Source organism: Streptomyces sp. NBC_01498 (genome assembly GCF_036327775.1).
Lineage (GTDB): Bacteria > Actinomycetota > Actinomycetes > Streptomycetales > Streptomycetaceae > Streptomyces.
In genome coordinates this window covers 1986374-1999057 of the sequence record NZ_CP109598.1, presented here as the reverse complement: position 1 = coordinate 1999057, position 12684 = coordinate 1986374, and the positions used below count along the sequence as shown (strand labels likewise).

Below are 12684 nucleotides of genomic sequence, written 5' to 3'. Positions count from 1 at the left end.
GACGGGCGCCGTTCCGCGCGTCCGGCGCGGCGCCGGTCCCGACTGTCCGGTTGCTTTTCACTTGCGGGCGCCGAGAGGGGAGGATGTACGCATGCAGCCTAGGAACATGTCCATGAGCGGTGTCGTCGATCTCGCCGCGGTGAAGGCGGCCGGTGAGGCCAAGGCCAAGGCCGAGCAGGCCCGCGCGGAGGCGGCCCGCCGGGGCGACACCGGTGCCGTGTCCCCCTCCAGCCTGGTGATCGACGTCGACGAGGCGGGCTTCGAGCGCGATGTCCTCCAGCGTTCCACCGAGGTCCCGGTCGTCATCGACTTCTGGGCCGAGTGGTGCGAGCCGTGCAAACAGCTCAGCCCCGTGCTGGAGCGGCTGGCCCGGGAGTACGGCGGCCGGTTCGTTCTGGCCAAGATCGACGTCGACGCCAATCAGATGCTGATGCAGCAGTTCCAGATCCAGGGCATCCCGGCGGTCTTCGCCGTGGTGGCCGGTCAGGCACTGCCCCTCTTCCAGGGCGCCGCCCCCGAGAGCCAGATCCGGGAGACGCTGGACCAGCTGATCCAGGTCGGCGAGCAGCGCTTCGGGCTCACCGGCCTCACCGTCGACGCCGACGCGGAGGACGGCCCGGACGGCGAACGGCCCGAGCCGGTGGAGCAGGCGGGGCCGTACGACGCGCTGCTCGAAGCCGCTGTTCGCGCGCTGGACGCCAACGACTTCGACGGCGCCGCGCAGGCGTACCGGAACGTGCTGGCCGACGACCCCGGCAACACGGAGGCCAAGCTCGGGCTCGCCCAGGCCGAACTCCTCGCCCGGGTCACGGGGATGGACCCGCAGCGGGTCCGCGAGGACGCGGCGAAGCGGCCGGACGACGTGCCCGCGCAGATCGCCGCGGCCGACCTCGATCTGGTCGGCGGTCATGTGGAGGACGCCTTCGGCCGGCTGGTCGAGGCGGTACGGCGCACCGCGGGTGAGGACCGGGACGCGGCCCGGCTGCGGCTGCTCGAACTCTTCGAGGTGATCGGCTCGGACGACCCCCGGGTGACCGCCGCCCGTTCGGCACTTGCCAGGGTCCTTTTCTGATCCTTTCCGGCCCGCCGCGTGTCGGTCGGCGGGCCGGTCGCCGTGCCGGCCCCGCGTTCCGGGGCGGCGTACGGCGATGTGTCGACTCGGCGACAGCGACACCCCCGCTTTGCCAAAACTTGGCAAAGCGGGGATGCTGTTACTGCGAGTAAATCAACAGGCGTGGTCTGCCCGGTTGTTGGTGATATTCGTATTTTTGCCGGGGCGTTTTGAGGCACCCTGTGTGGCCGCCCGGCGCCGCCCCGCCGTGCCCGGACGAACCGCCCGTTACCAGCCAGTAACGAACCCCCTTGTGTCGGGGGCGTGAATACACCACGATCGTCCACGCTCGGTCCAACAACGCACCGGCTCGGCGATCCGGCCGTGACCACCGCCTGTTGGAACCCCACCGGGCGGGTCGGCGGAGCGGTGGCGCCGGCCCACGGGCAGGGGGGTTCCCGCCGACCGGCGGGGCCTGCCCGGCGGCCACGTGAGACGCGTGGTCCAGTGGTTGTCGCTCGGGGGTGATCGTCGGTGAATCCGGCGCGGCTCGTTCCGCGTGAACGCAACGACATTCTCCTTCCCGAGGACATAGCACTTCTCCCGTCCCGGAACGGGTCCACGCCCGGTCCGGAGATGTACGTCCGAGAAGGAGGAAACAATGGAGTCCCAAGCACGTGGCGGGACCAGATGGAAGCGGTTCGCCGTCGTCATGGTGCCGAGCGTGGCCGCGACGGCCGCGATAGGTGTCGCGCTGGCACAGGGCGCGCTCGCCGCGTCGTTCAGTGTGTCGGGGCAGAGCTTCAAGGTCTCGGCCGGTGAACTGGTCGGCCAGGACTTCGTGCAGTACGGAAGCCTCGCCGACGGCACCGACCTCAAGGGCAACAAGACCCTCAACCCGGTGGCCGTTTCCGGGTTCAGCTCCGCCACGATCACCAACATGTGCCAGTCGGTGGTCACTCCGGACGTCCCGGTCTTCGGCAGTATCAGCCTTGAGCTGCGCGCCGGCCGGGGCGACGGCAAACCGGTCCGGGCGACCAATCTGTATCTGGACATCGCCCAGCTCGAAGCCGACGCCAAGTTCAAGAACATCGACATCGGTGTGGCGGCCGGCGACACGAGGATCCAGCCGGGGACCGAGAAGAAGGTCAATCCGTTCGGCTTCGCCCAGCGTGCCGAAGAGGCGACGCTGACCGATGTGAAGCAGACGGCGTGGGCGACCACGGCCGGCACCTTCGAGCTCAGCGGTCTGAGTCTGAAGCTGCACAAGGGCGTCAAGGAGTGCTACTAGACCCTGACCGGGTCCTGAGCACTTCGCCCTCCGGGGCGGGCGCGCCACGTGCGACACGGTCGCGTCCGCCCACTTCCCCCTCTCTCACAGCAACACCGGTACCAGGGAGCTGTTGTCCATGAGCGCCGAGTCTTCGGAGCCGCGCGGCCGATTCACGTACTGGCGGCTGCGGTTCCGCGCCTGGCGGGGTACTCGGCCGTTCTGGGCGGGCCTGTTGACGCTCCTCAGCGGAGTCCCGATCGCCTACTTCCCTTACGCCGAACTGAGGCTGGGCCATCTCTCCCTGACGATGGCCACCACCGCGGGCGCGGGCTCGCTGATCATCGGGGTGCTGCTCGCCACGCTGGGTCTGACGATGTGGTACCAGAGCATCGTGCGGGTCTTCGCCGGTGTCGCCACGATCCTGCTGGCGCTCGTCTCCATCCCCGTGTCCAACCTCGGCGGGCTCGGGATCGGCGCGTTCCTCGCCCTGATAGGCGGCGGGCTCTCCATAGCCTGGGCGCCGGGACTGCCGCCGGCGCCGGAGGACACGCACCCGGACCACGGGCACACCGACCACGGACATCACACCGATCACGGCCACGACGCGGACCACGGACATCACGCCGACCACGGGCACGCCGCCGTACGGCAGCAGACGTTCGTGCCCGGCGACCCCGTCGGCCGGGGGATCCCGGACGGAGGCGGGGACGACCCTTTTCTCCCCGCCCCGCGTGACGGGGAAGCGGAACTGACCGACACGACTGCCCAGTCCAACGGCGGGAGGAACAGTGCGGGGTGACGACACGCGGCTGGACGAGGCCGGAGAGGGGCGGGCCCGCCGGAGAACCGGTCCGCGGCACGCCGCCCCGAGAAAGTCGCTGCTGACCAAGCTCCACATTCCGGCCGGGAAGGCGTTCGCGCTGGCCGCGATGCCGACGGCGGTGTTCGTCGGGATGGGCCTCACGCCCCGGCTCGCCCTCGCCGACGACAACAAGGACATCCCGTTCGCGCCGGGCCCCTGCGTCACCCGTTCCGACGAGCCGCCGGAGGAGTCGGCCTCGCCGTCACCGTCCCAGGAGCCGTCGGGCGGGCCCTCGGACGGCGCGCCCGGTGATCCCTCCGGGGAGCCCACGGACGGGCCGCGCCCGCCCACCGGTGGCGACGGCGGTACGGAACCCTCGCCCGGCGAGACGCCGCCCGCGTCCGACGTGCCCGGCAAGCCCGCGCCCGACAGGCCCGAGCCGGGCCCGTCGGAGACCAGGCATCCGCTGGACCCGCTGGGCCTCGGAGACGTGCTGGGCGGCCTGCTCGGCGTACCGGACAAGGAGACGGCCGAGCCGGCCGACCCGGAGCCCGAGCCGTCCGCGCCGGACACGCCCGCGCCGGACGACCCCGGTGCCGGGAAGCCGACCGGCCCGAAGCCGGAGACCGGCGGGACGGGCGGGACCGGTGGCGGTGACAGCACCGAGGACGCCATCAGGGACGCGGCGGACCAGGCCGGGGCGACCGTCGAGGAACTGGACGAGGACGCCAAGGGCCTGGAGGCGCGCGAGGACGACGACATCCCCGAGGGCGCCGGCGGCAAGCCCCGCTTCCCCTGCCCCGAGGCAGACCCGGAGGCGCTGGCCGCCGCCGAACTGGAGCCCGGTATCCCGCTGTTGCCGGACGACCCGTGGAAGCTGGAGAGCACAATGCTCACGCTGAACGGGCTGAAGTACCACGGCATCGTCGAGGTCAGGACCGCCGGCGGGAAGATCAAGAAGGCCCTGAAGTTCACCGCCTCGGAGGTGGACATCAAGGACCTGCACCAGAAAGTCGTCTACCCGGCGGACCGTACGGCGCACGTGGCCAGCCGTCCCGGCTCGACGTCGACCATCCGCGACGGCCAAGTCACCATGTACACCGAGAAACTGACGGGCAATCTGTTCGGGCTGATCCCGATCACGTTCAGCCCCGAGACCCCGCCGCCGCTCGACATCCCGTTCGCGTTCTTCACGGAGGTGGAGGTCATCCAGGCGGGCCAGTTCGGCGGCACCCTCACCGTCCCGGGACTTCACAACTACCTGACGGCGTAGGCCGTGCGGCGACGGTCCCCGCGCGCCTACGGGAACACGAAGCGGGCCGCACGAGTCGATCGTGCGGCCCGCTCCCCGTTCTCCGTACGGCTCCGGCGGCCCCGGTCCGGCGGATGTCCGCCGACCCGGGAGCCGGCGGGCTCAGCTCTCGTCGTCGGGCGCGGCGCCCAGGTGGTGCACCCGCACCATGTTCGTCGTGCCGGGCACACCCGGCGGGGAACCGGCCGTGATGACCATCGTGTCCGACTCGCCGTAGCGCTTCATCTTCAGCAGCTCCGCGTCCACCAGGTCGACCATGGCGTCCGTGGTGTTCACGTGCGGCACGACGAAGGACTCGACACCCCAGCTCAGCGAGAGCTGGTTGCGTGTCGCCTCGTCCGTCGTGAAGGCCAGGATGGGCTGACAGGCGCGGTAGCGCGACAGGCGGCGGGCCGTGTCGCCGGACTGGGTGAAGGCGATCAGCGCCTTGCCGCCCAGGAAGTCCGCGATCTCGCACGCCGCGCGGGCGACCGAACCACCCTGTGTACGGGGCTTCTTGCCCGGCACCAGCGGCTGGAGGCCCTTCGACAGCAGCTCCTCCTCGGCCGCGACGACGATCTTCGACATCGTCTTGACCGTCTCGATCGGATACGCGCCGACGGACGACTCCGCCGACAGCATGACCGCGTCGGCCCCGTCCAGGATCGCGTTCGCCACGTCCGACGCCTCGGCGCGCGTCGGGCGGGAGTTGGTGATCATCGACTCCATCATCTGGGTCGCCACGATCACCGGCTTGGCGTTGCGGCGGCACAGCTCGATGAGGCGCTTCTGCACCATCGGGACCTTTTCCAGCGGATACTCGACCGCCAGGTCGCCGCGGGCCACCATGACGCTGTCGAACGCCGCGACGACGGCCTCCATGTTGGCGACGGCCTGCGGCTTCTCGACCTTGGCGATGACGGGGACCCGGCGGCCCTCCTCGTCCATGATCTTGTGCACGTCGTTGATGTCGTCCGCGTCCCGCACGAAGGACAGCGCGATCATGTCGCAGCCCATCCGCAGGGCGAAGCGCAGGTCCTCGACGTCCTTCTCCGAGAGCGCGGGCACGTTGACCGCCGTACCCGGCAGGTTGATGCCCTTGTGGTCGGAGATCACGCCGCCCTCGATGACGAGCGTCTTGACCCGGGGGCCCTCGACGTCGGTCACCCGCAGCTCGACGTTGCCGTCGTTGATCAGGATCTGGTCGCCCTTGCCGACATCCCCCGGCAGGCCCTTGTAGGTGGTGCCGCAGATGCCCTTGTCCCCGGCGACATCCTCGGTGGTGATGACGAACTCGTCGCCCCGCACCAGTTCGACGGGGCCCTCGGCGAAGGTCTCCAGCCGGATCTTCGGGCCCTGGAGGTCGACCAGGACGCCCACGGCCCGGCCGGTGGCCTCGGCCGCCTTCCGGACGCGGTGGTACCGCTCCTCGTGCTCGGGGTGGGACCCGTGGCTCATATTCAGTCGGGCCACGTTCATGCCGGCCTCGATGAGCGACTTCAGCTGCTCGTACGAGTCGACCGCGGGGCCTAGGGTGCAGACAATTTTGGAACGGCGCATACGGCGGATCCTATCGGTTTGTTTCGCCTCGGAATATTCCGGCTGGTGGAAAATACAAATGGGCGGGGTGGCGCTCAGGCGTCGACCAACGCGAAGGTCTGGCGGGCGATCTCCATTTCCTCGTCGGTCGGTACGACGGCCACGGCGACCCGCGCGTGCGCCGGCGACACCAGACGCGGCTCCCGGGACCGTACGGCGTTCAGCTCCGGGTCCACGACCAGCCCCAACGCGTCGAGACCGGCCACCGCGGCCTCCCGGACCGGCGCCGCGTTCTCGCCGACACCCGCCGTGAAGACCACCGCGTCCACCCGGCCCAGCACCGCGTAATAGGCGCCGATGTACTTCTTCAGCCGGTGGACATAAATACCGAAGGCCAGTTCCGCCGAGGGATCACCCGCGTCGACCCGCCGCCGGATCTCCCGCATGTCGTTGTCACCGCACAGTCCGGTCAAACCGCTCTTCTTGTTGAGCAGATGGTCGATTTCGTCGGTGCCCATTCCGGCGACCCGTTCCAGATGGAACACCACCGCCGGATCGACGTCTCCCGAGCGCGTACCCATCACCAGCCCCTCCAAGGGGGTCAGCCCCATCGAGGTGTCCACGCACCGGCCGCCCGCGACGGCCGACGCGGACGCCCCGTTGCCCAGATGCAGCACGATCAGGTTCACGTCCTCCGGCGCCCGGCCGAGCAGTTCGGCGGCCCGCCGGGAGACGTACGCGTGCGAGGTGCCGTGGAAGCCGTAGCGCCGGATACGGTGCGCGTCCGCCGTCGCCACGTCGATCGCGTACCGCGCGGCGTGCTCCGGCATCGTCGTGTGGAACGCCGTGTCGAAGACCGCGACCTGCGGCAGATCGGGCCGCAGCGCCCGCGCCGTCCTGATGCCGGTGATGTTCGCCGGATTGTGCAGCGGTGCCAGCGGCACCAGCCGTTCGATCTCCGCCAGGACGTCGTCGTCGATCACCGTCGGCGCGGTGAACACCGGTCCGCCGTGCACGACCCGGTGCCCGATCGCCGCGAGCGCGGGGGAGTCCAACCCCACACCGTCCCGCGCCAGTTCCTCCGCGACGGCCCGCAGCGCCGCGTCGTGGTCGGCGATCCGCCCCGTACGCGACCGCTCCCCGCCGTCCGCCGGGGTGTGCGTCAGCCGGGACGCACTCTCGCCGACGCGTTCGACGAGACCGGCGGCGAGACGGGTGCCGTCCCGCATGTCGAGAAGCTGGTACTTCACCGACGAGGAACCGGAGTTGAGGACGAGGACTCGGGCGGCCTGCGAGGTCACGGGCGAAAAGCCTTTCACGGAAGGGAGGTTGACGGAGCCGCCGCGGAGCTTCCACGGAGCCCCCGCGGCGTCGCGCGCCGCCGCCGCCGCCCCACGGCGTACGGCCGTACGGCGGTGACGGCGACGGTCTTCACGATGTCCTGGACCAGGACTACGCGTCGTCGCCGCGCGCCTGAACAGCCGTGATCGCCACGGTGTTCACGATGTCCTGGACCAGCGCGCCGCGCGACAGGTCGTTCACCGGCTTGCGCAGCCCCTGCATCACCGGGCCCACCGCCACCGCGCCCGCCGAACGCTGCACCGCCTTGTACGTGTTGTTGCCGGTGTTCAGGTCGGGGAAGATCAGCACCGTCGCACGCCCCGCCACCTCCGAGTCCGGCAGCTTCGTCGCCGCGACGCTCGGCTCCACCGCCGCGTCGTACTGGATCGGGCCCTCGACGCTCAGCTCCGGCCGCGCCGCCCGCACCAGCTTCGTCGCCTCGCGCACCTTGTCGACGTCGGCGCCGGAGCCCGAGGTCCCCGTCGAGTACGACAGCATCGCGATCCTCGGCTCCACACCGAACCGGGCGGCGGTCGCCGCTGCCTGGATCGCGATGTCCGCGAGCTGCGCGGCGTCCGGATCCGGGATGACCGCGCAGTCGCCGTACACCAGCACCCGGTCGGCCAGGCACATGAAGAAGACCGACGAGACACTGGTCGACCCGCTCGTCCTGATGATCTCGAACGCCGGGCGGATCGTGGCCGCCGTCGAATGGACGGAGCCCGACACCATGCCGTCGGCCAGCCCCGCGTCGACCATCAGCGTGCCGAAGTAGTTCACGTCGGCCACCACGTCGTACGCCAGCTCCACCGTCACACCCCGGTGCGCGCGCAGTTCCGCGTAACGCTCGGCGAACCGGCGCCGCAGATCGTCCGTGGCCGGATCGATCACCTGGCTGCCCGCCAGGTCGATGCCGAGGTCGGCGGCCTTCTTCAGGATGGTGTCGACGTCCCCGAGCAGCGTCAGGTCGCACACGTCACGCCGGATCAGCACATCGGCCGCGCGCAGCACCCGCTCCTCCGTGCCCTCCGGCAGCACCACCCGGCGGCGTACGGCGCGGGCCTGCTCCAGCAGGTCGTGCTCGAACATCATCGGCGTCACCCGGCCGCTGCGTGCCACCGACATCCGCCGCAGCAGATCGCCGGTGTCCACGTACCGCTCGAAAAGGCCCAGCGCCGTCTCCGCCTTGCGCGGCGTGTCGGCGCCCAACTTCCCCTCCAGCGCGAAGAGTTCACCGGCGGTCGGGAAGGAGCCGGCGGCCACCGAGACGACCGGGGTGCCGGGCGCCAGCCGGTGGGCCAGGGTGAGGACCGAGTCCGCCGGCCGCTCGTCCAGCGTCAGCAGCACCCCCGCGATCGGCGGCGTACCGGCCGAGTGGGCGGCCAGCGCGCCCACCACCAGATCCGCCCGGTCGCCCGGCGTGACCAGCAGACAGCCCGGGGTCAGCGCGCCCAGCAGATTCGGCAGCATCGCGCCGCCGAAGACGAAGTCGAGCGCGTCGCGCGCCAGCCCCGCCTCGTCACCGAGCAGCACCGTGCCGTCCAGCGCGCGGGTGATCTGCGCGACGGTCGGGGCGGCCAGCGCCGCCTCGTCGGGGAGCGTGTAGCAGGGCACCGGCAGCTGCGCGCCGAGCTGCGCGTCGATGGTGTCGCGGTCCTCCGGGGCGACCCGGTTCACCACCGTGGCGAGGATGTCGCAGCCCAGCGCGGCGTAAGCGCGGTGCGCGTTACGGGCCTCGGCCTGGACGGACTCGGCGGGCTGCCCCTTGCCGCCGACCACCGCTATCACCGAGGCACCGAACTCGTTGGCGAGCCGCGCGTTGAGCGACAGCTCGTCGGGCAGCTGGGTGTCGGCGAAGTCGGTCCCGAGCACCAGGACCACCTCGTACTCCCGCGCCACCTCGTGGAAACGCCGGACCAGCCGCTGCACCAGCGCCTCGGTCCCGCCGTCGGCCTGGATGCCGGCGGCCTCCGCGTACCCGAGGCCGTAGACGGACTCCGGGGTCTGCGCGAGCCGGTAGCGGGCGCGCAGCAGGTCGAAGAGGCGGTCGGGGCCGTCGGCGTGCACCAGCGGGCGGAAGACACCGACGCGGTCGACCTGGCGGGTCAGAAGCTCCATGACGCCCAGCTCGACGACCTGGCGGCCGTCACCGCGTTCGATCCCGGTCACGTAGACGCTGCGTGTCACGCGTGCTCTCCTGTTCGACGTAAAGGGGGAGGAGGGGGTGGCGGGGGTCCCCCGGCAGGGTGGGGCGGGGAGAAAATTCCTGTTTCCGCCGGGACGCCCGTTAGGGTGGCAAAGCCCTCTTGACGATACCGGTGGGGGTGGATACGGCGCCTCCGCGACGGGTAGGCGGTACGGCCCCCGGACCACTCCCTTGAACGAGCAGGAGACACAGCGCGATGCGTATCGGAGTCCTCACCGCAGGCGGCGACTGCCCCGGCCTGAACGCCGTGATCCGCTCGGTCGTCCACCGCGCCGTGACCGGTCACGGCGACGAGGTCATCGGTTTCGAGGACGGCTTCAAGGGCCTGCTCGACGGCCACTTCCGCCCGCTGGACCTCGACTCCGTCAGCGGCATCCTGGCCCGCGGCGGCACGATCCTCGGCTCGGCCCGGCTGGAGCGCCGCCGGCTGCGCGAAGCGGCGGAGAGCGCCGACGAGTTGGGCCGTACGTACGGCATCGACGCGCTCATCCCGATCGGCGGCGAAGGCACACTCACGGCGGCCCGGATGCTCTCCGACGCGGGGATGCCGGTGGTCGGCGTACCGAAGACCATCGACAACGACATCTCCTCCACCGACCGCACCTTCGGCTTCGACACGGCCGTCATGGTCGCCACCGAGGCCATCGACCGGCTCAAGACGACGGCCGAGTCGCACCAGCGCGTCATGGTGGTCGAGGTCATGGGCCGGCACGCGGGCTGGATCGCGATGGAGTCCGGCATGGCGGGCGGCGCGCACGGCATCTGCCTGCCGGAGCGGCCGTTCGAGGTCGACAGCCTGGTGAAGATGGTCGAGGAACGGTTCGCGCGGGGCAAGAAGTTCGCGGTCATCTGCGTCGCGGAGGGCGCGCACCCGGCGGAGGGCTCGATGCACTACGCGAAGGGCGCGATCGACCAGTTCGGCCACGAACGCTTCGAGGGCATCGGCAACCGCCTCGCCGGCGAACTGGAACGCCGCCTCGGCAAGGAGGCCCGCCCGGTGATCCTCGGCCACGTCCAGCGCGGCGGCACCCCGACCGCGTACGACCGGGTGCTGGCCACCCGCTTCGGCTGGCACGCGGTGGAGGCGGTCCACAACGGCCGCTTCGGCCGGATGACGGCGCTGCACGGCACCCAGGTGGTGATGGTCCCCCTGGCGGACGCGGTGACCCGCCTCAAGACGGTCCCGGAGAACCGGATGTTCGAGGTGGAGTCGGTCTTCTAGCCCTCCGGCAGCACCTCGTGGTCCCGCGCCGACGGCGCGGGGGCGGGCCCGGTGCGGTGGAGCCCATATCCGGTCGCGTGAGGCGGTCGGACGCTGTCACCCTGCCCCCATGGACGACGTGGAAGTGCTGCTCATCGGGGGCCGGGCCGGGGTCGGGAAGACAACGGTGGGGTGGGAGGTCTCGGCGCAGCTGCGCACGGTGCCGGTCCCGCACGCCGTCATCGAGGGCGACTGCATGGGGCAGGTGCATCCGGCCCCGGAGGGCGACCCGGACCGGTCGGAGATCGCCGAGAGCAACCTGACGGCCGTGTGGGCGAACTTCGCCCGCCGTGGCTACCGTCGACTGATCTACACGAACACCGTGAGCGTGCTCCCCGAGGCGACGGGCATGTTCCGACGCGCCATGGGGACCGGGGTACGGATGACACGGGTCCTGCTCACCGCCACCGACGCCACCGCCCACGAGCGTCTGGTGGGCCGCGAACTGGGCTCCGAGCTGGAGCGGGAGCTGGAGGCCGGCATCCGCAAGGCACGGCTCCTGGACCGGCGAATCCCGGCGGGGACCGTACGCGTGGCGACCGACGGGCGGTCCGTCGCGGACATCGCCCGCGAGGTGGTGACCGCCACCGGCTGGGCCGGGCGGCGGTGAACCGGGGAGCGGCGAGCCGGGCACGACAACCCGGCTCTCCCGCGACCACGACCGGGTGGGTCCGGGCGTGGGCAGCTGCCCCCGCCCGGACCCGGTGGTCCGGCCGGCGTTACGCGGCTCCGGCGGTGGCTTCCAGGCGGGTGCGCAGCAGCTCCGGGTTCACGCCGTTCTCGGTGAGCAGGGCCGTCGTCGCGTCGTCGCCCGTGGCCAGCAGGGCCGTCAGGATGTGGGTGGTGCCGACCGTGCGGTCCTTGCGGTCGGCCGCGAGCAGGCGGGCCGCCGCCACCGTCTTGTCCGTCGCGACCGAGCGCTTCGGGCCGGACGGGACCGCGGCCTGCGGTGACGGGCCGGCCGCCGCCGCTGCCGCGCGGAACAGGTCGGACTCGTGGACACCCGCCGAACGCAGCGCGTCGGCCGCCGAGTTGACCGGGAGCAGGTCTTCCGGCAGGGAGAGACCGGCGACCGTCAGGCCCCGGTCCAGGGCCAGGACGGCGAGCAGCAGGTCCACCGGTTCGGTCTCGGTGCGGCCGTGGCGTACGGACTGGCGCTGGGCCTCGTTGCAGAGCACCAGCACGACCGGGGACCCGTCGCCCGACGTGCGCGCCAGCCACGTCATCATGCCCCGCGTCCACCACACGCCCCGCTCGCCCAGCAGCCCGGCGCTCCGCAGGACCCTGACCGCGCCGCGTGCCCCCGCCGCCTCGGCGGGCCAGGGCTCGCCGCCCGCGCGGACCGCCTCGGCCTGGGCGTCCAGCGCGGCGGCGGACGCCGCCATGTCGACCCGGCGCAGCGACAGCGCCTCCAGTGCCCGGCTCTCACGCACGTCCAGCAGGGCCCGAGCCAGATGCCGCTCATGGGCGTCGGGCGCGCCCTCCTCGCGGGCCAGCCGCAGGGCGCCGAGGAGCGTCCGCCGCAGAGCCTCGGAGGGCCGGGGCGCGGGCGCCGCGTCCTCGCGCCGGGAGCGGTTCGCGCTCCACAGCGCCTCCCGCCAGACGGCCGTCACCTCGACTTCGTCGTCCTCGGGTACGGCACCGACACCCTCGTCACCGGCGTCGTCGCGCGCCCAGTTCTGTTCGTCGCGGGCCCGGATCTGCCCGCGTATCGCGCCGGACTCCCGGCCGCCGGGCACCAGCGCGGCTCCCGGCTCCTCGGTGTCGCCGAGCAGCGCGACCAGCAGATGCTCCGTGCCGACCGCCGGGCTCGGGCGTTCGGCCGCGTGCCGTACCGCGTGGGCCAGCAACTCGACCGCGTCCCAGGCGAATTCGGTCGTCGTGACGGCGGTCCGGCGCTGTTCCATGGTGCTTCTCCCC

Annotated in this window: 10 protein-coding genes; 6 read left to right on the top strand and 4 right to left on the bottom strand. The window is 71.7% G+C overall.

The window, feature by feature from the left end; translation table 11 throughout:
- Positions 1-91 precede the first annotated feature (91 nt).
- The 4 genes from OG875_RS08225 (at position 92) to OG875_RS08210 (ending at position 4399) form a co-directional block, all read left to right on the top strand.
- A complete protein-coding gene (locus tag OG875_RS08225; RefSeq protein WP_330173561.1) occupies positions 92-1072 on the top strand; it encodes a tetratricopeptide repeat protein in 981 nt (326 codons plus the stop codon).
- A 640-nt stretch (positions 1073-1712) separates the two neighbouring features.
- Positions 1713-2342 carry a DUF6230 family protein gene (locus OG875_RS08220; RefSeq protein ID WP_330173560.1) on the top strand — a complete coding sequence of 210 codons (630 nt, stop codon included), beginning with the start codon at positions 1713-1715 and terminating at the stop codon, positions 2340-2342.
- 118 nt (positions 2343-2460) lie between these two features.
- Positions 2461-3123 carry a DUF6114 domain-containing protein gene (locus OG875_RS08215; protein ID WP_330173559.1) on the top strand — a complete coding sequence of 221 codons (663 nt, stop codon included), beginning with the start codon at positions 2461-2463 and terminating at the stop codon, positions 3121-3123.
- Positions 3113-4399, top strand: a complete 1287-nt coding sequence (locus OG875_RS08210) for a hypothetical protein (RefSeq protein ID WP_330173558.1) — start codon at positions 3113-3115, stop codon at positions 4397-4399. Before OG875_RS08215 ends, OG875_RS08210 begins: the two co-directional genes overlap by 11 nt.
- A 141-nt stretch (positions 4400-4540) precedes the next feature.
- Here OG875_RS08210 and pyk read toward each other — a convergent pair whose 3' ends face one another.
- The 3 genes from pyk to pta form a co-directional block, all read right to left on the bottom strand.
- A complete protein-coding gene (gene pyk, locus OG875_RS08205) occupies positions 4541-5977 on the bottom strand; it encodes a pyruvate kinase (protein WP_330173557.1) in 1437 nt (478 codons plus the stop codon).
- 74 nt (positions 5978-6051) lie between these two features.
- A complete protein-coding gene (locus tag OG875_RS08200) occupies positions 6052-7257 on the bottom strand; it encodes an acetate kinase (protein ID WP_330173556.1) in 1206 nt (401 codons plus the stop codon).
- 151 nt (positions 7258-7408) lie between these two features.
- Positions 7409-9484, bottom strand: coding sequence for a phosphate acetyltransferase (gene pta, locus OG875_RS08195; protein ID WP_330173555.1), 2076 nt, complete (start codon positions 9482-9484; stop codon positions 7409-7411).
- Positions 9485-9699: 215 nt separating this feature from the next.
- Here pta and OG875_RS08190 point away from each other — a divergent pair, with 215 nt between their 5' ends.
- Entirely contained in the window at positions 9700-10725 is a 1026-nt protein-coding gene (locus OG875_RS08190; protein WP_330173554.1) for an ATP-dependent 6-phosphofructokinase, read from the top strand.
- Between the two features lie 109 nt (positions 10726-10834).
- Positions 10835-11374 carry an AAA family ATPase gene (locus tag OG875_RS08185; RefSeq protein ID WP_330173553.1) on the top strand — a complete coding sequence of 180 codons (540 nt, stop codon included), beginning with the start codon at positions 10835-10837 and terminating at the stop codon, positions 11372-11374.
- A 109-nt stretch (positions 11375-11483) separates the two neighbouring features.
- Here OG875_RS08185 and OG875_RS08180 read toward each other — a convergent pair whose 3' ends face one another.
- Positions 11484-12671 carry a Clp protease N-terminal domain-containing protein gene (locus OG875_RS08180; protein WP_330173552.1) on the bottom strand — a complete coding sequence of 396 codons (1188 nt, stop codon included), beginning with the start codon at positions 12669-12671 and terminating at the stop codon, positions 11484-11486.
- Positions 12672-12684 lie beyond the last annotated feature (13 nt).

What these genes read in the sequence shown, in the direction of transcription:
- OG875_RS08225 (WP_330173561.1), top strand. Translation starts at nt 92, where the DNA reads ATGCAGCCTAGGAACATGTCCATGAGCGGTGTCGTCGATCTCGCCGCG.
- OG875_RS08220 (WP_330173560.1), top strand. Translation starts at nt 1,713, where the DNA reads ATGGAGTCCCAAGCACGTGGCGGGACCAGATGGAAGCGGTTCGCCGTC.
- OG875_RS08215 (WP_330173559.1), top strand. Translation starts at nt 2,461, where the DNA reads ATGAGCGCCGAGTCTTCGGAGCCGCGCGGCCGATTCACGTACTGGCGG.
- pyk (WP_330173557.1), bottom strand. Translation starts at nt 5,977, where the DNA reads ATGCGCCGTTCCAAAATTGTCTGCACCCTAGGCCCCGCGGTCGACTCG.
- OG875_RS08190 (WP_330173554.1), top strand. Translation starts at nt 9,700, where the DNA reads ATGCGTATCGGAGTCCTCACCGCAGGCGGCGACTGCCCCGGCCTGAAC.
- OG875_RS08185 (WP_330173553.1), top strand. Translation starts at nt 10,835, where the DNA reads ATGGACGACGTGGAAGTGCTGCTCATCGGGGGCCGGGCCGGGGTCGGG.
- OG875_RS08180 (WP_330173552.1), bottom strand. Translation starts at nt 12,671, where the DNA reads ATGGAACAGCGCCGGACCGCCGTCACGACGACCGAATTCGCCTGGGAC.